At 64.5% G+C, this 19,837-nt stretch carries 18 protein-coding genes; 8 read left to right on the forward strand and 10 right to left on the reverse strand.

Annotated elements, in window-relative coordinates; all coding sequences use genetic code 11:
• The first annotated feature begins 59 nt into the window (after positions 1 to 59).
• From N2604_RS18780 to N2604_RS18795, 4 genes are all read left to right on the forward strand, one after another.
• Complete coding sequence (locus tag N2604_RS18780; RefSeq protein WP_260376085.1) at positions 60 to 1,379, forward strand: O-acetylhomoserine aminocarboxypropyltransferase/cysteine synthase family protein; 1,320 nt, start codon at positions 60 to 62, stop codon at positions 1,377 to 1,379.
• A 66-nt stretch (positions 1,380 to 1,445) separates the two neighbouring features.
• The gene (locus N2604_RS18785; protein ID WP_260376086.1) at positions 1,446 to 3,074 is read left to right on the forward strand and encodes an FAD-binding protein; all 1,629 of its coding nucleotides are present in this window, start codon (positions 1,446 to 1,448) and stop codon (positions 3,072 to 3,074) included.
• Positions 3,071 to 3,391, forward strand: a complete 321-nt coding sequence (locus N2604_RS18790) for a ferredoxin family protein (protein WP_260376087.1) — start codon at positions 3,071 to 3,073, stop codon at positions 3,389 to 3,391. The genes N2604_RS18785 and N2604_RS18790 overlap by 4 nt, the downstream gene beginning before the upstream one ends.
• A 27-nt stretch (positions 3,392 to 3,418) precedes the next feature.
• Positions 3,419 to 3,766, forward strand: a complete 348-nt coding sequence (locus tag N2604_RS18795; protein ID WP_260376088.1) for a DUF3088 domain-containing protein — start codon at positions 3,419 to 3,421, stop codon at positions 3,764 to 3,766.
• A gap of 27 nt (positions 3,767 to 3,793) precedes the next feature.
• Here N2604_RS18795 and N2604_RS18800 read toward each other — a convergent pair whose 3' ends face one another.
• From N2604_RS18800 to N2604_RS18810, 3 genes are read right to left on the reverse strand one after another with little or no spacing between them, the layout of a single operon-like run.
• Complete coding sequence (locus N2604_RS18800) at positions 3,794 to 4,618, reverse strand: ABC transporter permease (RefSeq protein ID WP_260376089.1); 825 nt, start codon at positions 4,616 to 4,618, stop codon at positions 3,794 to 3,796.
• A complete protein-coding gene (locus N2604_RS18805) occupies positions 4,611 to 5,426 on the reverse strand; it encodes an ABC transporter ATP-binding protein (protein WP_260376090.1) in 816 nt (271 codons plus the stop codon). Before N2604_RS18805 ends, N2604_RS18800 begins: the two co-directional genes overlap by 8 nt.
• 1 nt (position 5,427) lies before the next feature.
• Positions 5,428 to 6,432, reverse strand: a complete 1,005-nt coding sequence (locus tag N2604_RS18810) for an ABC transporter substrate-binding protein (RefSeq protein ID WP_260376091.1) — start codon at positions 6,430 to 6,432, stop codon at positions 5,428 to 5,430.
• A gap of 412 nt (positions 6,433 to 6,844) precedes the next feature.
• Between N2604_RS18810 and N2604_RS18815 the strand changes: the two genes are divergently transcribed.
• From N2604_RS18815 to N2604_RS18830, 4 genes are all read left to right on the forward strand, one after another.
• On the forward strand, positions 6,845 to 8,506 hold the full coding sequence (locus N2604_RS18815; RefSeq protein ID WP_260376092.1) for an FAD-binding protein: 1,662 nt from the start codon (positions 6,845 to 6,847) through the stop codon (positions 8,504 to 8,506).
• A complete protein-coding gene (locus N2604_RS18820; protein ID WP_260376093.1) occupies positions 8,503 to 8,886 on the forward strand; it encodes a ferredoxin family protein in 384 nt (127 codons plus the stop codon). The genes N2604_RS18815 and N2604_RS18820 overlap by 4 nt, the downstream gene beginning before the upstream one ends.
• 136 nt (positions 8,887 to 9,022) lie before the next feature.
• The gene (locus N2604_RS18825) at positions 9,023 to 10,015 is read left to right on the forward strand and encodes an NAD(P)-dependent oxidoreductase (protein WP_260376094.1); all 993 of its coding nucleotides are present in this window, start codon (positions 9,023 to 9,025) and stop codon (positions 10,013 to 10,015) included.
• Between the two features lie 16 nt (positions 10,016 to 10,031).
• Complete coding sequence (locus N2604_RS18830; RefSeq protein ID WP_260376095.1) at positions 10,032 to 10,814, forward strand: class II aldolase/adducin family protein; 783 nt, start codon at positions 10,032 to 10,034, stop codon at positions 10,812 to 10,814.
• Here the strand turns inward: N2604_RS18830 and N2604_RS18835 are convergent.
• The 7 genes from N2604_RS18835 to N2604_RS18865 all read right to left on the reverse strand — a co-directional run bounded on the left by N2604_RS18835 (position 10,807) and on the right by N2604_RS18865 (position 19,074).
• Entirely contained in the window at positions 10,807 to 12,162 is a 1,356-nt protein-coding gene (locus tag N2604_RS18835; protein WP_260376096.1) for an FAD/NAD(P)-binding protein, read from the reverse strand. The genes N2604_RS18830 and N2604_RS18835 overlap by 8 nt on opposite strands.
• A 201-nt stretch (positions 12,163 to 12,363) precedes the next feature.
• Positions 12,364 to 12,939 carry a cysteine dioxygenase gene (locus tag N2604_RS18840; protein WP_260376097.1) on the reverse strand — a complete coding sequence of 192 codons (576 nt, stop codon included), beginning with the start codon at positions 12,937 to 12,939 and terminating at the stop codon, positions 12,364 to 12,366.
• Positions 12,936 to 13,562, reverse strand: coding sequence for a nitroreductase family protein (locus N2604_RS18845; RefSeq protein WP_260376098.1), 627 nt, complete (start codon positions 13,560 to 13,562; stop codon positions 12,936 to 12,938). The genes N2604_RS18840 and N2604_RS18845 overlap by 4 nt, the downstream gene beginning before the upstream one ends.
• A 274-nt stretch (positions 13,563 to 13,836) precedes the next feature.
• Positions 13,837 to 15,555, reverse strand: a complete 1,719-nt coding sequence (locus N2604_RS18850; RefSeq protein ID WP_260376249.1) for an ABC transporter ATP-binding protein — start codon at positions 15,553 to 15,555, stop codon at positions 13,837 to 13,839.
• Positions 15,534 to 16,382, reverse strand: coding sequence for an ABC transporter permease (locus N2604_RS18855; RefSeq protein WP_260376099.1), 849 nt, complete (start codon positions 16,380 to 16,382; stop codon positions 15,534 to 15,536). The genes N2604_RS18850 and N2604_RS18855 overlap by 22 nt, the downstream gene beginning before the upstream one ends.
• Positions 16,379 to 17,383: an ABC transporter permease gene (locus N2604_RS18860; RefSeq protein ID WP_260376100.1), complete on the reverse strand. Its 1,005-nt coding sequence runs from the start codon at positions 17,381 to 17,383 to the stop codon at positions 16,379 to 16,381. The genes N2604_RS18855 and N2604_RS18860 overlap by 4 nt, the downstream gene beginning before the upstream one ends.
• Before the next feature lie 38 nt (positions 17,384 to 17,421).
• The gene (locus tag N2604_RS18865) at positions 17,422 to 19,074 is read right to left on the reverse strand and encodes an ABC transporter substrate-binding protein (RefSeq protein WP_260376250.1); all 1,653 of its coding nucleotides are present in this window, start codon (positions 19,072 to 19,074) and stop codon (positions 17,422 to 17,424) included.
• Positions 19,075 to 19,837 lie beyond the last annotated feature (763 nt).

The following is a 19,837-nucleotide window of genomic DNA, read 5'->3' on the forward strand; positions in this document are numbered from 1 at the left end:
TCGACAAGCACGGCTTGCCGCGCATCACGCGCGCTCTCGCGATCGAAAGGGAAAAGCAGATGGCCTTGGAAACTCGGAATTTCGAGACGCTGGCGTTGCACGGTGGATCGTACCGCACCGATCCCGCCACCGGCGCAGTGGCGGTTCCGATCTACCAGACCACGTCATTCCAGTTCGAGAACGCCGATCACGCCTCGCGCCTGTTCGCGCTGGAGCAACTGGGCCCGATCTATACCCGCATCGGCAATCCGACGCAGGAGGCGTTCGAGACGCGGCTTGCCGCTCTGGAAGGTGGGGCGGCCGCGCTTGCAGTCGCCTCGGGCCAAACCGCCTCCGCCTTCGCAATCTTCAACATCGCGCAAGCCGGCGACAACATCGTGTCCTCGACCGATCTCTACGGCGGAACCTGGACGCTGCTCTCGCAGACCCTGAAGCAGTTCGGCATCGAGGTGCGGTTCGTCGATCCCGCCGATCCCGAAAACTTCCGCCGCGCGACCGACGCAAAGACGCGGGCCTATTTCGGCGAGACGCTCCCGAACCCCAAGCTCAACGTGTTCCCGATCAAGGAGGTCGCGGATATCGGCCGCTCGCTGGGCGTGCCGCTCATTCTCGACAACACGGCCTCACCGTTGATCGCGCGTCCGTTCGAGCACGGCGCAGCGGTGGTCGTCTATTCCACCACCAAATATATCGGCGGCCACGGCACCGCGATCGGCGGCGCCATCGTGGACGGCGGCAATTTCGACTGGGCTGCGCATGCGGAGCGCTTCCCCCTGCTGAACAAGCCGGATGAAGCCTATCACGGCGCGATCTGGACCGAGGCGGCGAAGCCGCTTGGCCCGATCGCCTACATCCTGCGGGCTCGCGTCAAGCTGCTGCGCGACCTTGGTGCATCCATTGCACCACAAAATGCTTTCCAGTTCATCCAGGGTCTCGAGACCTTGCCGCTGCGCATCCGCCAGCACAACGAGAACGCGGTGAAAGTCGCGAACTTCCTCGCGAAACATCCTTCGGTGTCGAACGTGATCTTTCCCGGCCTGCAGACCGGAGAGAACCGGCGCCGGGCAGATGCCTATCTGAAGGGCGGCTACGGAGCCCTCGTCGGCTTCGAGCTGAAGGGCGGCGTCGAAGCCGGCCGTCGCTTCATCGACGCACTCAAGCTGTTTTATCACGTCGCCAATATCGGCGACGCCCGCTCGCTCGCCATTCACCCGGCGTCGACGACGCACCAGCAACTGACCGCAGCCGAGCAACTCGCCGCCGGCGTCACGCCAGGCTACGTCCGCCTGTCGGTCGGCATCGAGCATCCCGATGACATCCTGGCAGATCTTGGGCAGGCGTTGGCGCAAGCCGATGCCGGCGCGCGCAAGGCGGCATGAGGCGCCCCGCAGCAGATTGCGCGTGATGGCCGAAGGGCCGCTCAGACATGGGGCCGGAGATTAGTGATGTTGAACCCACCTCGTCGTGCCGAGAAGCTGTCGAGTTCGGCAGGATCCGTCGTCTTCGACGCCGATGTGCTGGTGCTCGGTGGCGGTCCGGCGGGCACATGGGCCGCGATCAGCGCCGCCGAGCATGGTGCGCGTGTCGTGCTGGCGGACAAGGGGTTCTGCGGCACGTCAGGCGCGACTGCGGCCGCCGGAACCGGCGTCTGGTATGTCGACCCCGCTCCGGAGCGCCGCGAGGCCGCGATGGCCAGCCGTGAGAAGCTCGGTGGGCACCTCCAGGACCGCCGCTGGATGGCGCGCGTGCTGGACCGGACCTACGTCCAGAGCAACCAGCTCGCCGAGTGGGGCTATCCTTATCCCGTCGATGACGAGGGCAAGCCGCAGCGCAATTCGCTCCAGGGCCCGGAATACATGCGGCTGATGCGCAAGCGGACCAAGCAGGCCGGCGTGACCATCCTCGATCATTCACCCGCGCTCGAGCTGCTGGTCGATGGCAACGGCGTGGTGGCGGGAGCTGCAGGCTTGCGCCGGCAGAAGGGGGATCGCTGGGTAGTGGACGCCAAGGCCGTGGTGATCGCCACCGGCGGATGCGCATTCCTCAGCAAGACGCTCGGCTCCAACGTGCTGACCGGCGACGGCTATCTCCTCGCCGCGGAAGTGGGCGCGGAATTCACCAGCATGGAGTTCTCCAACGCTTACGCGATCTCGCCAGCATTCGGATCGGTGACCAAGACCCTGTTCTACAGCTGGGCGAGTTTCACAGATGAGCAGGGCAGCGTCATCCCCGGCGCATCCTCTAAAGGCGGACGCTCCGTGATTGCGCGGGCGCTCCGTCAAGGCCCTGTATACGCGCAGCTTGACCAGGCCGATGCCGAGACGCAGCGGCACATGCGCGCATCTCAGCCGAACTTCTTTCTCCCGTTTGACCGCACGGGTATCGATCCCTTCACGCAACGTTTTCCGATCACGCTGCGCCTCGAAGGGACCGTTCGCGGCACGGGTGGCCTGCGCATCATCGACGACAGTTGCGCGACGACCGTGCCAGGTCTCTACGCGGCAGGCGATGCTGCGACCCGCGAACTGATCTGCGGCGGCTTCACCGGCGGCGGCAGCCATAACGCGGCTTGGGCGATGTCATCAGGTTATTGGGCCGGCCAAGGCGCCGCCGAGTTTGCTCGTCAATTGGGCGTAACCATCGGGCGTCAGGCCTTCCGGCGCGGCACTGTTGGTCTGCGCACCGGCAACGGGCGGCCATTGCAGAGCGGCGCGCTCGCGCGGAGCGTTCAGGACGAGGTGTTCCCGTACGAGCTGAATTACTTCCGCGAGGCCGGGCGACTGGGTGGGACGCTCCGTCGGCTGGATGCATTGTGGTCTGATGCCTCGGCTGCCGATGCGCCGGACGAGCAGGAGCTGCTACGTGCACGCGAAGCGGCCGCCATGCTCGCGACCGCGCGTTGGATGTATCGCAGCGCGCTGGCGCGTCAGGAAAGCCGGGGAATGCACCGCCGCGACGACTACCCCGAACAGGACGACCGTTACCTCCATTTCGTGACGAGCGGCGGGCTTGACGAGGTCTGGACATCGGCGCGCCCGTTGGCGTCAAAGCAATATGCGGAGGCCGCGGAATGATCGAGGTCATCGATGCCGAACGGTGCACGGCCTGCGACATTTGCGTGAGCGTGTGCCCGACCAATGTCTTCGACAAGACCGACGGCATTCCCAGGATCGCGCGCCAGAGCGACTGCCAGACCTGCTTCCTGTGCGAGCTCTATTGTCCCGAGGATGCGCTGTTCGTCTCGCCGTTCGCCGACGCGCCGCAAGCGGTCGACGTGACGGCGTTGAAGGAGGCGACCCTGCTGGGCAGTTATCGGCGAGCGGTGGGCTGGGTCGAGGAGAGTCGCCACCTGCGGACGGCCGATCGGAGCTATCGGTTGTTCGGCCATTGAGATTCATGTCGTCTCTGGAGGCCGGCCATGAGCGGAGATCGTCTCTTTCTGTTGAAGCCGGGATTTGAAGATCCCGAGCAGCCCGGCCGCTTCTTCGTCTGCCCGCACTGCAACGCAATCGAGGGATTGCTGGCGTCGTTTCCCGGGCTGGCCCCACAGATCGAGGTGCACCGCCTGCCGTTCGCGCGCCCGCGAACGGCCCTCGTCGAAATCCTGGGCGAGCAGCATCAATCGCTTCCGGTTCTGGTCTTCGATGAGAGTCGGCCAGTGCCCGAAGACGCAGGCGTTGCCAACGGCCGGCGCTTCATCGATTCCTCGGAGCGGATACTCCGCTATCTCGCCGATCGCTACGCATTCCCGTATATTCACCATTAGGACCAATCGGGATCGTCGGCATTCTCCTTAGGTTTGCACCTGTCCCCAGCGCTGGACCGTGATCCGCGTCAGGCTCCGGAAGATCACGCCCTCCACAAGGAGGCCGATCAGGATCACGGTGAGCAATCCCGCGAAGACACTCGCCGTCTCCAGCTGTGCGCGGCTGGTGTAGATGAACCAGCCGATCCCGCCGGACCGCGCGCTGACGCCGAAGACGAGTTCCGCCGCGATCAGCGTGCGCCAGGCGAACGCCCAGCCGATCCGCAGGCCCGACAGGATCTGCGGGAAGGCCGCGGGCACCAGGATTTCCGCGACGAACCGGCCACCCGAGAGGCCTAAGTTGCGGCCGGCCATTCGCAGGGTCGGCGGCACCGCGAGGAAGCCGCCGTAACACGCAAGCGCCACCGGCCATAGAACGGAGTGCACGATGACGAAGATGAGGCTCGGCGTTCCCACACCGAACCACAGCAGCGCAATGGGAAGCAGCGCGATGGCAGGGAGCGGATTGAACATCGACGTCAACAGGCCAAGAGCCTCATTGCCCCAGCGCGACAGCGCGGCGAGGGTCGTCAGCACTGCCGCGATGGCAACGCCCAGCGCATAGCCGGTGATGAGGACCCGCAGCGAGGTCGCTGCACGGTTCGGCAGCTCGCCCGACAGGATGGCCGACCACAGCGCCGACAGCGTCGCGCCCAGGGTCGGCAGTAGAAGCGCGTTGTCGAGCCAGCGCGCGTAGAGCTCCCAGGTAAGAGCAAAGCCGGCGAGGATGATGAAGCGCCGCCAGGGCGTTCCCGCAAGCGCACGCCTTAGCGCCGGTGCATGAACGAGTTTGGGGGCCGCGATGTCAGACATGGTCGATTCCCGCTGCGGAGAACACGGTCTCCTGGATCCGCCGCTCCAGCTCGCCAAAACCCGAGCTGCCGCGCGCGCGAACTTCCGGCGGGACATCGAAGGTGGCGGCCAGCCGTCCCGGGTGCGGCGTCAACGCCAGGATGCGGGTTCCGACGCGGATCGCCTCATCGATGCCGTGGGTCACGAACAGGGCGGTGTTGCCGGTCTCCTCGCACAGCTTGAGCAGTTCGTCCTGCATCTGCCGCCGCGTCAGCGCGTCCAGCGCGGCAAAGGGTTCGTCCATCAGCAGCAGTGCCGGCTCCAGCGCGAAGGCCCGCGCGATTGCGACGCGCTGCTTCATGCCGCCAGACAAGGTGTGGGGGAAGGCGTCGACGAAGTTCTTCAGCCCGACGCGCTCGAGCCAGCGCCGCGCAAGGCCCTCGGCGTCCCGCCGCGGCAGCGATTTTCCCCGCTCCAGGGCATAGCGCACATTGCCGAGCACTGTGCGCCAGGGCAGCAACTGGTCGAACTCCTGAAACACGGTCATGCGGTCGGGCCCCGGAGCTCCGATCCGCCGGCCGTTCATGCGAAGCTCGCCTGCGCTTGGCTTGAGAAATCCGCCGACGGCGCGCAGTAGCGTGGACTTGCCGCAGCCTGACGGGCCGAGCAGCACCAGCCGTTCGCCGGCCGCGATCCTGAAGCTGACGTCTTCGACTGCGGTCAGGATGCCGTCCGGTGTCGGATAGCTGATGCTGACGTGATCGAGCTCGAGCAGCGTCGGCGAACCCGTATCCCCGACGAAGCCAGTCAGTCGCGGCGCGACGTTCATGTCAGCTTCCCGGCTTCTCTCCGAGCCCGGACCAGAACAGGTCCCGCCACGAGGCCGGCGCCTGCTTGATCAGGCCGACCTTGGCTTCGAAATCGGCGAACTTCTGGGCTCCTTCCGGCACGGTGGTGAAGTTCACGTCCTTGTCGCGGATGATGCTCTCGACGAAATCAGGCGCAAGCTTCGAGCCTTCCGCCTTGATGTAAAGCGCGGCCGCTTCCTTGGGATTGGCCTTGATCCATGCGTTGGCGCGGTCAAGACCGCGGACGAAAGCCTGGATCGTCTTCGGGTTGTCGTTGACGAACTTCGTGGTGGAATACACCACGTTGAAGGTGTGGGGGCCGCCGAGCACGTCGTAGCTGTTGAGGACCTGATGCACCTTGCCGCTCGCCAGTTGCTGCTGCGAGAACGGCGGCGAGGTGAAGTGGGCCGTGATCTCGGAATGGCCCGACAGGATCTGGGCCGTCGCGTCCGGGTGGGGCATGCTGACGGTGAGCTCGTCCAGCTTGTCGTATTTGCCGAACGCCTTGTCCGCCGCCATCTGGAGCACGATCGGCTGGAAGCCGACCTTGACCGAGGGGAGTGCGATCCGATCCTTCTCGGTGAAATCCGCCAGCGTCTTGATATTGGGATTGTTGGTGGTCAGGATGTTGGCCATCGAGCCGAGCGCCGCGATGCCGATGATCTTGGCCGTGGTCCGTGTCTTGTCCCAGGTCAGGATCATCGGCGTGATGCCGGCCGTCGCGAAATCGAGGCCGCCTGAAATCAGCGCCTCGTTCATGGCCGCCGCGCCGGACAGCCGGAGCCACTCGATCTTCGGCGGCGCAATGCCAAGTGCCTTGGCTTCTTCCTCGATCAGCCCCTTCTCGGATGCGACGATGAGCGGAAGATAGGCGATGCCGAATTGCTGGGCGATGCGAAGCTGGCCTGTTTCAGCGCGCACGCCATTCGCGCCACCCAGCGTGATGATTAGCGCGAGCGCCGCCCGCAAAAGCCACGATCTATTCATGTTGACGTCTCTTGAATTCCCATTCGTCCGACGGCTCACCGTGAGCCGTTGCCGCACACTTCAGGAAATCAATCAGCCGGTCCAGTGAACTGATGTCGCTGCGCCATTTTCGAAAGAATCGCACTTGCTCTCCGCGTTTGATGGGAAGTCCGTTCTCCCATCGCGCTTGATGAAGGAAGTCTGTTCTGTGCCTTGAGGAGCTTCGGTCCGCGCTCGGTCGTCCGACAGGAGCTGACAATAGAAGAACGTTACGTTTCATTCGCCGCTCTCGCCGGAGAATTCTGTTCTACGCTGAAACAGACATCTTCCCGACGAGGCCGAGGGCGACGCGTGTCGTTCGCGGCAAGCCGCCAAAAGAGTTTTGCCTTTCATTGACGCGGCTATGGTCCGGCCCAAACATGGAGCTATCTGCATGGCCCGGCATCCTCGTGTTGCCGGCCGAGCCGCCGTTTTGTCAGAGGCCGAGATCATGGTGTCGTCCGCGCTCGAAGAGCTGTCGATAGCGACCGACGTGTTGATCGTCGGCGGCGGGATGGCGGGTGCCTGGGCTGCCACCTCTGCCGCAGAAGCGGGGGCGAAGGTGGTCCTGATCGACAAGGGCTATTGCGGCACCAGTGGCGTGACGGCCGCGGCAGGGCCGGCCCATTGGTGGGTCCCGCCGGATCATCCAGCGGCGCGCGATGCAGCCGTTGCCAATCGTGTTACGAGCGGCCTTGGGCTTGGCGAAGCGGACTGGATGTATCGCATCCTCGACCAGACCTGGCGTACGCTGCCGACGCTGGTGGGCTATTACAAGTTCGGGGCGGATGACGCGGGCCGGGTGAATTATCGCGCCGTGCGTGGGCCCGAATATATGCGCGCCCTGCGCCAGCAGGTACTGAGCCACGGCGTCACCATCCTCGATCATTCGCCCGTGCTCGAGCTTCTGGCGCGATCCGACGGCTCGATCGGCGGTGCCCGCGGCCAGCGCCGGCAGGATGGCGGGAGGGCTTACCGGGTCGAGGCGGGAGCGGTGGTGCTCGCAGCCGGCGGGACCAGCTTCCTATCCCATCTTCTCGGTTCGCGGACCAATACGGGGGATGGCTATCTCATGGCGGCCGAAGCCGGCGCGGAGATGTCCGGCATGGAGTTCACCGCGGCCTACACCATTGCGCCCGCGCATTCGACGATGACGCGAAGCATGGCGTATTCGTTCGCGACCTATTACGATGCCGACGGGCGCGAGCTCGATCTTCCGTTCGGCCCCGACCAGACCCTGCGTCTGGCCCGCGCGCTTCAGCGCGGTCCGGTCTATTGCTCGCTGCACCGGCTTCCCGACGACATCAAGGCGCGGCTGCACACGATCTCGCCGAACGTACCATTGGTGTTCGACCGCTGGGGTATCGATCCCTATCGCGACCGCTTCGAGGTGACATTGCACAATGACGGCACCATTCGCGGCATCGGCGGGGTACGCGTGCACGATGTGGACGGCACGACATCGGTCCCGGGACTGTTCGTGGCCGGCGACAATGCCTCGCGCGAGAAGGTTGCGGGCGCGATCTCCGGCGGCGGTAACGTCAACTCGGCCTGGGCGCTGTCGTCCGGCGTGTTCGCCGGGCGTGCAGCGGCGCGCCTGGCGCGCGGTGCGAAGAGGCGCGTGGGCGTGCTGCGGCCGCTTGGTCGCGTCGGGCGCGAACCCCGCGAGGGCGCCAAGACCGTCGATCTCGCTGCGCTTCGCGACGGCGTGCGTAGCCAGATGCACCCGTTCGACAAGAATCTATTCCGCACCGGACAAGGACTTGCAGCATCTGCACGCGTACTCGAAGGCTTGTGGACCGAGTTGGCCGACCACGCAGACACAGGCACAATCGCCTCGCGCGAGACGGCGGCTCTATTGGCAACAGCGCGCTGGTCCGTCGCCACGGCGGCAGCGCGCAAGGAGAGCAGGGGCCTTCACCGCCGCGAGGATTTCCCTTCACGGGATTCCGGGCTTGCGGTCCGTCTGCTGAGTGGCGGCCTGGACCAGGTCTGGGTCGCCGTCGATGGTGCTCCTGCGGACGCCAAGACCGGTCAACTCGAGGCGGCATCATGATCGAGCTCATCGTCGCGGACCGCTGCACGGATTGCGGGACATGCATCGAGGTTTGTCCAGCCAATGTGCTCGACGCCGGGCAAGGTGGCTTGCCGATTCTCGCGCGTGTCGAGGATTGCCAGACCTGCTTCATGTGCGAGCTCTATTGCCAGGCGGACGCCATCTACGTCGCACCCGATTGCGACCGCCGTGTCACCGTGGACGAGACCGAAGTGGTGGCCTCCGGTCGCCTCGGTCAATACCGCAAGCATTCCGGTTGGGACGAATGGTCGGATCGCTTTCCTAACGAGCAATGGCTGATGGAAACCGTCTTCCGCCGCGCCGGCGAGGCCGCAGCGCAGGCGAAAGTGACGTCGGCCGACGTGATCCGCACCAAGTGAGTCCGGAGAGACAAACTCGTTTGTCGTGCCGGGATGCGTCGTCCTGTTGTTGCAGGACAGCGGCGATCTTTGAAAAGACTATCTTGGTCCGAGCGCCTAGCATGTCCTCTTTATTGCCATCGCAAAGCTGCAGGACATGAACACTCCGCGAATTGAAAGCAGGCGCACCTCCACCAGCGTGCGATCGCCGATCATCGTCAATCAGCTCGGCGCGGAGGTTCGTGCCGTCCTGGCCGATCACTGGTCGCGTCCGCTGATCATCGATCATCCTGCCGATCGCGCGCCATGGGAGATCGCCTCCGAGGCCGACGTGTTGCTGACGCGGCCGCTGGCGGGCTGGCACAAGTCGCCCGCGGAGAAGCCGGCCGGCTGGCCGTTCGGCCTGCGCTGGATCCAGACCGCTTCGACGGGCGTCGATTTCTTTCCGGCCTGGTTGCTCGATGGCCCCGTGGTCACGGTCGGCCGCGGCATCTCGGCCGATCCGATCGCGGAGTATGTCGTTGCGGCGATCCTCGGCTTCGAGAAGCGCATCCACGACGTCCGGCCGCGCAGCCGTGCAGAATGGAAGATCACGCCGCTGGGCTCGCTGAGCGGCAAGACAATCGGAATCGCGGGCTTCGGTGCCATCGGCCGGGCCGTCGCCGAGCGCGTCAAGCCCTTCGACGTCAACATCAGAGTCTTGCGGCGCTCGGCCTGGCCCTATGTCCTTCCGGGCATCCAGCCGGTCGACAGCATCGAGCAACTGGTCGAAGTTTCCGATCATCTCGTCCTAGCCCTGCCGGCGACGACGAAGACGGCGCGTCTGATCAAGGCCGAGGTGCTGGCCCGCGCCAAGCCATCGCTGCACCTCATCAATGTCGCGCGCGGCCGGATCGTCGATCAGAATGCCCTGTTGCAAGCGCTGGATGAAGGCCGAATTGCCGGCGCGACGCTCGATGTCACCGATCCCGAGCCGCCTCCGGAGGGCGATCCAATCTATGACCATCCCAAGGTCGTCCTGACCCCGCACGTTTCGTGGACGGGTGGCGAGGATGCCAAGCGGCTGGCGGACAAGACGCTGGTCAATCTCGACGCCTACGCCCATGGCGTGGCGCTGGCCGACGTCTTCGACAAGAATCTCGAATACTAGAAAGGGAACAGCAACAATGAACAAGGTCGTCGAGAAACCGAAGAAATACTCCCTGGTCGAGCGCACGCCGGCCGCCACGTTCGAGGAAGAGCGGCTGCACCGCAAGCAGCGGCTTGCCGCGACGTTCCGGCTGTTCTCGCGCTATGGTTTCGATCAGGGCCTCGCGGGCCATGTCACCGTGCGCGATCCAGAGTTTCCCGAACGGTTCTGGATCAACCCGCTCTCGAAGCATTTCGGCCAGATCAAGGTCTCGGACCTTCAGCTGGTCGATCACGACGGCAACATCCTGATCGGCGACAAGCCGATCAACCAGGCCGGCTTCGTGATTCACTCGGCGATCCACGCAGCGCATCCGGAAGTGATCGCGGCCGCCCACACCCATTCGACGTATGGCAAGGCCTGGTCGGCGCTCGGCCGCCTGCTCGATCCGCTGACGCAGGATTCCTGTGCGTTCTACGAGGACCACGTGCTGTTCGATCCCTTCTCCGGCGTCGTGCTGGAAGCGGAAGAGGGCCGCAAGATCGCGCAAGCCCTGGGATCGAAGAAGGCCGCGATCCTGCAGAACCACGGCCTGCTTACGGTCGGGCCGACCGTCGAGGCGGCCGCGTGGTGGTACATCGCGATGGACAATGCCGCGCGCGCCCAGTTGCTTGCCGAGGCCGCCGGCACGCCAAAGCCGATCCCGCACGAGATCGCCAGCCTGACCTCGCGGCAGGTCGGCACGCACAAGGGCGGCTATTTCAGCTTCCAGCCGCTGTGGGACTGGATCACCGCATCGGAGCCGGATCTGTTCAACTAGGGATCTCGGCCCGGAGGCGCGTCGCCAGCTCCGCGCATTGCTGCCTGATGTCCGGAACGGCAATGATCTCCCAGAACGCCGCCCGCGTCAGCGGTCCGACCGCGTATAGGCGGCGAGAGGGAGATCCATCACGATTGACGATCGCGCAGTCGCGCGTGACGTCGATCCCGATCCGTAAGGGATCGATGCGGGCAAGGCCCTGGTCGAGCAGGCTGCGCACGGCCGGGTTTGTGCTGGCGCCGGGATCGCGGACGATACCGGTGCAGTCGATGATGGCTCCGACTTGCAGCTCGGACGTCTCGGCTTGGCCGCGCCGGCGATAGCGAACGATAGCGCCGGCAGCGTTCGGCGTGACGGTGGCGAGCTTGCCGGCGATGACCGTCAGCCGCCCCATCGCAAGGGCGTCCGCGATGCGGGCCTCGACCTCCGGCGCGGTTCGGTGGCGATGCACATCCCACCAGGCGCGGGCGTGCTCGAGGAAACGGCGCCTGGAGCTCAACGGCAGTTCCTGCCAGAGCCGCTGGGTGTAAGGCCTGATCCCGTCGATGGCACCGCGCCAGTCGCCACCCGCAGCGACATGCATCTCGATGCGGCCGCGAAACCAGCAGAGCAGCGTGCCGATCTCGGCCCCGAACGGAATCTCGCTCTCGGCAAAGCGCATCGGATCGACGCGCCGATGCGCGCGCGGCAACAGGCCGCGCCGCGACATTGCGACGATCCGCCCCTGATGTCCGTAGCGAAGCAACGACAGCACATAGTCGACCATCGAGAGACCGGTGCCGAGGATGAGCACGGTGGCCTTCGTGTCGATGCCGGCGTCGGCGGGTGAGGCCCAGGGTTCGGCATGGCCGGCCAGCAGCGGGGCTGCGGCGTCATGGCCGGTCGCGAGAATGGCCGTACTCCCGGTAATGCATGTTCCGTCGGAAAGGGTGACTGCGACATCGGACGGATTTTGTCGGATCGATACGCACTCGCCACGCACAATGGTCAGGCCATTGGGCCCCTCAGGCGATTTCAGTGGCGCGATCAGGTCGGCGAGATAGTTCCCGTAGGTCTGCCGCGGAACGAAGCAATAGGGATCCGGACACAACGGTCCTTCGGGCTGCGCACACAGCCAGTTCCAGAAATGGTCGGGATCGTCGGGCAGCGCGCTCATATTGGTCACGCGCACGTTGAGGAGATGTTCGGGATTGCCTGCATGATAGGCAAGTCCGCGTCCGATCTCGGGCCTCTTCTCGATCAAGGTCACGCGGAGATCGGATGGATTGGTCTTCAATAGTTGAAAGGCGAGAAGAACGCCGCTGGCGCCTCCCCCGATGACGATCGCGTGCCGCCCCTCCGGACCCATCGTGTCGCCCCCGTTCTGGTCGCTCGGTCAACGTGGCAGGACGGCGAAATTCTACAGGCCAAATGCGTTGATAGTCAGACAAGTATGGTATTTTCTTCTCCGGCGATCCGGAGGCGATCGCACCGTGTCGAGAGCGTCCCTGCGGACGCAGAAGACCGCGTCAGAGCGGCGGAACAGATCTGCCGAGTCTGTTGGCGGGCTTCAGACCCAGAGATTGGGCACGAATTCGTTCGAATATTCCGAGACGAACTCGTGCTCGGCCCCGGTCGTAGCATCGAAGACGGAGCGGTGGATCCTGCCGATGTTGCCGCCATAGACGTGAATGCTGATCGACGACTTGTCCGCCAGGCCATTCGAGATGGCATGAATGTCGCCGATATCGGGCGAGACAGCGGCCACGGTGCCTTTCGCCAGGCGCTCGGTGGCGCCGGGCCGCAACGAGCCATCGGGTTGCCGCGCGTAGCTCACCGAGAGCTCTTCTCCCCGCAATACGCCCACCAGGCCCCAGACGCGATGGTCGTGGATCGGGGTGCCCTGTCCGGGTCCCCAGACGAAGCTGACGATGGAGAAACGGTCGAGCGGATCGGCGTAGAGCAGGTATTGCCGATAGGCCTTGCCATCAGCTGCCGCGTAGGCGTCCGGCAGCCAGTCGTCCGTGGTGACCAGTTCCTTGAGCTTCGGCACAAGCCGAGCAAGGGTCGCGCGCTCATCCAGCTTCGCATCGACGACCCGTGCGACCTCGGCGACAAAGGTGCGGAGCTTGGGCAGGCCGGTCATCGTGCGGCCTCGAACCGCTTTGGAAACAGGCCACGCGCGGCGAATTCGTCGACGGATGCGCGCGGACTCGGCTGCTCGCGCTGAAGCAGGGCGGGCGCCAGCTGCGCTCCATCGGCCTTGCGACCGAGCGCGACCACAATCTCGACGTCAAATCCCTGGGGGACGCCGAGAAGCGTGCGCGCCTTCTCGACGTCGAACCCGCTCATGCCATGAGCAGCCCAGCCGCCGATTGCAGCCTGGTTGGCGAAATTGGCCCATGCGGCACCTGCATCGAAGGAGTGGGTTCGCGAGAATTGTGCCTCGGTCTTGCCGGGCGGCGTAAACTCCTTCTTGGAGAGAAGGTAGATCAGGGCCGCCGCATGTTGAGCCCATTCGCGATTGAACTCGATCAGAGGAGCGAGAAAGGCGTCAAATTCCGTCTCGCCTCTGAGCGCGTAGAGAAAACGCCAGGGCTGTGAGTTGTAGGCGGAGGGCGCCCATCTGGCCGCCTCGAACAACGTCCGCAGTTCGCTTTCCGGGATCTGCTCCTGGGAAAATCCCCTGGGGGACCAGCGATCGACGAAGATGCGCTCGGCTGGGTGGTCAGCGACGCGGTTCGTGCGCTGCGATGTCTGGACTGTCACGGTATCTCTTTCTTGCCGACGAGGCATGGACAACATGCGCTGCGCCAGCAGATATCACGCTGAGCGTCGTGTCGAACACAGGATACTCACGTCGGAATCAAGTTTGGCAGGATCTCTGCAAGCGCGCCCCATTCTTGAGAACCACATTTTCGAACTGCCCGCGCGCCTAACAATTCTTTGCCGCGCGTCGAGTCTGCACCGGCAAGATAAGTCATCATTGGCGGTATTGAGTTACGAGCAGCGTATTCTGTTGAATAAAGGCCGATCGCGGATTTCAACCCGCTGACACGCGGGGACGCGTGTGCGTCGCCGGCGTGACGGCCGCGCCACCCGACGGGATCGATTCCAGCAACGACCTCGTATAGGGCTGCCGTGGATTGTCGAAGATCTCGGCGACGGTCCCGTGCTCGACGATGCGCCCACGGTGCATCACCGAAACGGTGTGAGCGAGCTGGCGGACCAGCGCCAAGTCGTGCGAGACGAAGACATAGGTCAGGCCGAGATTGGTCTGTAACGTGAGCAGGACTTCGACGATGCCGGCTTGGACGCTGACATCGAGTGCAGAGGTGGGTTCGTCCAGCACGATCACGTCAGGCTTCAGGACCAGCGATCGGGCGATGGCAACGCGCTGGCGCTGGCCACCTGACAGGGCCGCCGGCTTGCGGGAGAGCAGGTGCTCGCCCAGTCCGACGTCGGCCAGCGCCCCGCGAACCCGTTCCTCACGCTCCTTGCGCGCTCCAACCTTGAACCGGTCAAGCGGTTCACGCACCAGCTGCTCGATCGTCCAGGTCGGATCGAGTGAGGTGAACGGATTCTGATAGACCAGCTGGAGGTGACGCCACGTCGAGCGCAGTGCCTCAGGCGAGCGACCGGCGATCTGCTCGCCCGCGACTGAGATGGTCCCGCTGTCGGGTTGTTCGAGACCCAGCAGAAGCCGGACCGCCGTCGTTTTGCCCGAGCCGGACTCGCCGACCAGTGCGTGCGTAGTGCCGGCCGGAACGGTGAACGACAAGTCGCTTACGGCCGTCAGCGTGTTACCATCGACGGTGAAGGTCTTCGTGACGGCGCTGACTTCGATCTTTGGTGTCGCAGCGTCGCCGGTCCTTGCGGTTCGAAAGCCGACGTCGCGCAGGGCGGCGTAGCGGTCAGGATTGAGGGCTGGAACGTCGGCGCGCAGCTTTCTCGCATAGACCGACGCCGGCGAGGCGAAAACTGCGGCGGTTCGGCCAGCCTCCTGAATGACGCCGTCCTTGAGCACCACCAGCGCGTTCGCCCGTTCGGCGGCGATCGCCAGATCGTGGGTGATGAGCATCAGGCTGATCTTGAGATCGTGCTGCAGCCGCGTGAGCAGGTCGAGGATGCGTTTCTGGATCGTGACGTCGAGTGCGGAAGTCGGCTCATCCGCCACCAGCAGTGCCGGCCGCGGCAGGATCGCGAGGCCGATCAGCACGCGCTGGAGCATGCCGCCGGAGAGCTGGTGCGGATAGGAAGCGTAGACACGCTGAGGGTTGTCGAGCCCGACCTCGGCGAACGTCTCCAGAATGAGCTGCTTGCGGATCGCCATGTCGGGCTGGTCGAGCAGCGCGGCCGCCTCCTGTGCCTGGGCGCCGATGGTCCGGACCGGGTTGAGTGAGTTGGCGGGGTCCTGCGGCACGAATCCGATGGCGCGTCCCCGCAGCGGCCGGAAGCCGCGCTCGGAGATATCAAGCACCTCCTGGCCGTCGAACGCGACGCGGCCGGTGGCGCGCCCGCCGGTCGGGAGCAGCCGCAGCACCGCCCGGGCGATCGTCGATTTACCGGAGCCGGACTCCCCGATGAGAGCGAGGCTGTCGCCGCGGCCGAGTTCAAACCCGACATTGGTCACGACCTCGTGCGGCCCGTAGGAGACCGAGAGGCCATCGACCCGGAGCAGCGGAAGCGGGCGCAGCGGCACTGGCGCCGCAGACTCGGCGCGTGTGAGTGTGTTGGCGGTCAGTCTGTCTTGCGCAGCCATCGGCTGATCCTGTTCACGGAGAGGACGGTCGCGATCGTCACGAAGGCGGGCGCGTAGACCAGCCACGGCCATTTGAGGTAGTCCTTGCCGATCGAGATCAGCAGGCCCCAATCGGAGGCGGGCGGCGGATCGCCGTAGCCGAGGAAGGCAAGGCTCGCGATCACCAGGATCGACAGGCCGAATTGCAAGACCGCGAGCGGGAGCACCGACCGCGACGCGTTCGGCAGCACGTGCCGCAACAGGATGTGCCAGCGCGAGCCGCCCATCAGGAACGCCGCCTCGACGAAAACCGCCTGCCGTGTCTTGATCACTTCAGAGCGCATCACCCGCGCGAACACGGCCACTGCCGAGACGCCGGTCGCAATGGCGGCGTTCGTCGTGTCGAAACCAATCGCGGTGACGACGATGACCGCCAGCAGGAAGTTCGGGATCGCCAGCAGCACGTCCACCAGGCGGGCGAGCACGATGTCCACCCAGCCGCCAAGGAAGCCTGCCACGAGGCCGATGAGTCCGCCTGCAACAGCGGCAATGCTGACGGCGATGAGCGCGCTCGTCACCGAGGACGCGGTGCCGTAGACGACGCGGGTATAGAGGTCTCGGCCGAGGTGATCGGTGCCGAACCAGTGCGCCGTGCTGGGGCTGAGCAGCTTGTCAGCGGGGACGCCGACGACCGGGCTATGGCCCGTGAACAAGCCTGGCGCCACGGACCAGGCAATCACAATCGCGATGACCGCAAAGGAAAGCGCGACGGTCGGCGGTACCCGAAGAGCTGTCAGCCGGCCGATCGACGTGTCGCGCGAGGGAGGGGAGACAGAGGCGAGGGTCATGGCGTCACCGCCGCGGAAGTCGCGCTGTCGTCAGCGGTGGTCGGGCGCACCCTGCGACCTCCGATCAGCCTTACGCGGGGATCGAGCAGCGGGTAGACGAGGTCGGCGATCAAATTGACCAGCACGAACACGACTGCGGCGAGCGAGACGACCGCCTGCAGGACAGGCAGGTCCTGCGTGCTCACCGAGCGCTGCACCAGGCTGCCGATGCCCGTGCGTCCGAACACCGTCTCGGTGATCAGCGAACCGCCTAGCAACTCGCCGATCGCGAGTGCAATGACGGTGACGACCGGGAGCGAAGACGGTTTGAGCAAATGCCTGGCAAACAGACGCGCTTGTCCCAGTCCACGGCTGCGCGCAACGGCGGCGTATTCCTGCTCGGTCTCCTTGTCGAGGTTCGCGATCAGCACCTCGGTGATCCGCGCGGAGACGGGCACCCCGAGCGCGATCGCGGCGAAGAAAGTTGCCCAGAAGCTATCAGGCGCAATCACCCGAAACAGCCCGAGCTGGAAACCGAAGATGTGGATCAGTGCCAGGCCGATCACGAAATTCGGCACTGACAGGAACAACGACGGGAAACCGCGCAGCAAGCCCTGACCGAAACGTTTCGGAACAAACTGCGTGCCGTAGGCTATCGTGAGCGCCAGCAGCAGCGCGATGGCGAACGCCGCTGATGCGAGGATCAACGTTGAAGGCAGAACCTCGGCGATCAAAGTTGTCACCGGCCGGCTGGACCGCATCGACAGGCCAAGGTCGCCCGTCACGAAGTTGGACAAGGACGTCCAGAGCTGGACTGGAATCGGCCTATCTAAGCCCTGGGCGGCGATGATCTGCCTGATCTGGTCCTCACTGAACCCGTTCTGCGGGTCGCGTAGCACATTGGTGATGGGATCGCCGGGCAGGATGCTGACGACGACGAAGGTGAAGACGTAAGCCAGCAGAACGACGACGACGGCCTGGGCGAAACGCTTGGCGGCATAGGACAGATAGGCGCCTCTCATGCCGGTGGGTTCCTTACATTATTCCGTTGCACGGCGCCTTACTCGCCGATTGTCGCCGTGTAATAGCTGGCGTAGGCGATGCCGTTGTAGACCTCTCCCTTGAGCTTCGGAGACTGCACATAGATCCGCTGGACGATCTGCGTGCGCGGGATGAAGTAGCCTTGCTCGAGAACGTAAGCCTGCAACTCGTCGAGCAGCGGATTGCGAATGTCGAGAGAGGCAGCGCCGGCGATCTTGTCGCGCAGCTCGTTGAGCTTCTTGTCGCTGTCGCCGAGATTGAACCAGTTCTCGCCATTGTTGGCATCGGTGAGGATGCTGGCGACCGTGCCGGCGTCGATGAAGCTGCGCGTCACCTCGTAGGCCGGCACAGCTGGTCCGCCGAACCGGACCTTCTCGCCGAACGTCACGACGTCGTAGGACCGGATGGTGACCTTCCATCCGATCTTGCCGAGTTGCTGGGCGATGAGCTCGTCGACCGACTTCGCCGTCGCGAGGTAGGGGTTGGAGTGAAGCGTGAGCGACAGCTGCTTGCCGTCCTTGGTGCGGATGCCATTGGCCCCCTTGATCCAGCCAGCTTCGTCAAGAAGCTTCTCGGCCTTGCCAGGGTTGTAGACCAGGAGGTCGCTGTGGTCGGTCGCACCGGGCACGTTGCTCTGAATGAAGGACGTCGCCAGCTTCCAGTCAGGCGTATAGACGGTGTCGATGATCTCCTTCCGGTTGATGCCGGCCTGGAGGGCCTGTCGCACCTTCACGTCATTGTACGGCTCCAGCTTGGTGTTGATCGCGAGGCCGTTGACGAAGCCGAGATAGCGCGGTGTCGCGATCGTGAACCCGGCCTCCTTGAGAGACTTCAATTCCTGCGGTGAGGGGCTGTAGGCGACGTCGGCCTGTCCCGACTGGACGGCCGCGACCCGCAGCGACGGTTCCGATACAAGCTTGTAGGTGATCGAATTGAGATAGGCCGGACCGGTGTGACCGACGGCGGCGGGACCCCAATTGTAGTCCTTGCGCTTGACCAGCTTGACGAAATCGCCCTCCTTCCAGGAGGCGACCACGTACGGTCCGCTGCCGGATGTCTTGGAGAGGTCGGCCTGCTGGGCCGCAGGCTGCGCGATCGTCTTTGGTGAGATGAGGATCGAGCCATGGTAGCCGAGCGTCGGGATGAACCCGAGCGTCGGTGCCTTGAAGAAGACCTTCACCGTGGCCGCGTCGACCGCCTCGGCGCGCTCGTAAGTCTTCGGAAACAGCCCGATCGGGTTGATGCCTTCGTTCTTGCGGCCGGCATACCAGATGTCGAGATTGGCGACGACAGCCGCTGCGTCGAGCGGGGTGCCGTCGGAGAAGGTCACGCCCTTCTTGAGGTGCAGGGTGAACTGGGTCGCGTCACCGTTCTGCTCCCAGCGCTCGGCGATCCACGGGCTGACCTTGCCGTCAGCGTCGACATAGACGAGCTTGTCGGTCACATGGCCCCAGAAGTGGCCCTGGAAGCTGGAGATGGCACTGTTGTTCGGGATCCACGTGCTGCCCAGCGAATCGATCAGGAAGGTGATGTCGCCGCCGGTCGGCGGAGCGCCGGCACTCCGTGCCGGAGACAGTCCCGCCATTGCTGTTAGGGCGACCGCAGTCACTACGGAGGTCGCGGCTAGCAGGCGACGCCGGGAGAGCGAGAGCGAAGAGAAGCGCGCGATCATGGAAGGCCCCTGATGATTGGTGGCGTCGATCGCGGCATTCATGGAGATGCTTCGGCACGACCGGCGTTTCTGCGTAGGAGAAGCGAAACGAACGGATCTGGCCATTCCAAATTTCGCTGGAGATGGACAACAAATGCTTCGGGATCGGAGCCATGTGAGTGACAGCTATTTTGTCGTCAGTGCAAACGCACTCGGCTGCGGTTGTCTTGTGACCAAATACGTATCGATTGTCGCACTTGGTCGCATGTCAGTTTTGAGACGCGTGCCAGGGGCGGTCTCACTGGAGCGGAGCTCGATGCTTTCACAAACTTGGTTGAAGCCGCTGCGGTAAACTGCGCGCGCCTCAGCCCATGCGAGATGGGGCCTCCGCTCGAATCTGCCGTTCTCGCCGTCGACTTTGCTTGCGCGTCAAAGGCACGCTCGCGACGGTTCGCGCGATACCGACGTTTTAGCGGGTCCACGTGTTCGGAACGAATGGTCCGCCGAGGTGCTGGATGACCTGACGCATGTGAGACGTCGTTCGGAGCATCACCAGAGACGATTGTCTATCTGCGAGCAGACGTCGGCGTGAGCGGATAGTTCCTCGTTGGGGGTGTCGAAATCCGTCCGGTGCAGATCGACACTGCCCCTTGGGTTGTGGTTCCACCATAATCGCGCCAATGCGCAGCGAATGACCCGGCAGAGGCGTCTCATTTTCTCGAGTGGCTGGGGAGAACGCGACACCAGTACCGCTGGCCATAGACACGGTGGCTATACTATTTTC

The organism is Bradyrhizobium sp. CB1015 (genome assembly GCF_025200925.1).
Classification (GTDB): Bacteria; Pseudomonadota; Alphaproteobacteria; order Rhizobiales; family Xanthobacteraceae; genus Bradyrhizobium.

Bases quoted from the DNA above. Each gene is read 5' to 3' on its own strand.
- N2604_RS18780 (WP_260376085.1), top strand. From the start codon at position 60: ATGGCCTTGGAAACTCGGAATTTCGAGACGCTGGCGTTGCACGGTGGA.
- N2604_RS18785 (WP_260376086.1), top strand. From the start codon at position 1,446: ATGTTGAACCCACCTCGTCGTGCCGAGAAGCTGTCGAGTTCGGCAGGA.
- N2604_RS18790 (WP_260376087.1), top strand. From the start codon at position 3,071: ATGATCGAGGTCATCGATGCCGAACGGTGCACGGCCTGCGACATTTGC.
- N2604_RS18795 (WP_260376088.1), top strand. From the start codon at position 3,419: ATGAGCGGAGATCGTCTCTTTCTGTTGAAGCCGGGATTTGAAGATCCC.
- N2604_RS18800 (WP_260376089.1), bottom strand. From the start codon at position 4,618: ATGTCTGACATCGCGGCCCCCAAACTCGTTCATGCACCGGCGCTAAGG.
- N2604_RS18805 (WP_260376090.1), bottom strand. From the start codon at position 5,426: ATGAACGTCGCGCCGCGACTGACTGGCTTCGTCGGGGATACGGGTTCG.
- N2604_RS18810 (WP_260376091.1), bottom strand. From the start codon at position 6,432: ATGAATAGATCGTGGCTTTTGCGGGCGGCGCTCGCGCTAATCATCACG.
- N2604_RS18815 (WP_260376092.1), top strand. From the start codon at position 6,845: ATGGCCCGGCATCCTCGTGTTGCCGGCCGAGCCGCCGTTTTGTCAGAG.
- N2604_RS18820 (WP_260376093.1), top strand. From the start codon at position 8,503: ATGATCGAGCTCATCGTCGCGGACCGCTGCACGGATTGCGGGACATGC.
- N2604_RS18825 (WP_260376094.1), top strand. From the start codon at position 9,023: ATGAACACTCCGCGAATTGAAAGCAGGCGCACCTCCACCAGCGTGCGA.
- N2604_RS18830 (WP_260376095.1), top strand. From the start codon at position 10,032: ATGAACAAGGTCGTCGAGAAACCGAAGAAATACTCCCTGGTCGAGCGC.
- N2604_RS18835 (WP_260376096.1), bottom strand. From the start codon at position 12,162: ATGGGTCCGGAGGGGCGGCACGCGATCGTCATCGGGGGAGGCGCCAGC.
- N2604_RS18840 (WP_260376097.1), bottom strand. From the start codon at position 12,939: ATGACCGGCCTGCCCAAGCTCCGCACCTTTGTCGCCGAGGTCGCACGG.
- N2604_RS18850 (WP_260376249.1), bottom strand. From the start codon at position 15,555: ATGGCTGCGCAAGACAGACTGACCGCCAACACACTCACACGCGCCGAG.
- N2604_RS18855 (WP_260376099.1), bottom strand. From the start codon at position 16,382: ATGACCCTCGCCTCTGTCTCCCCTCCCTCGCGCGACACGTCGATCGGC.
- N2604_RS18860 (WP_260376100.1), bottom strand. From the start codon at position 17,383: ATGAGAGGCGCCTATCTGTCCTATGCCGCCAAGCGTTTCGCCCAGGCC.
- N2604_RS18865 (WP_260376250.1), bottom strand. From the start codon at position 19,074: ATGATCGCGCGCTTCTCTTCGCTCTCGCTCTCCCGGCGTCGCCTGCTA.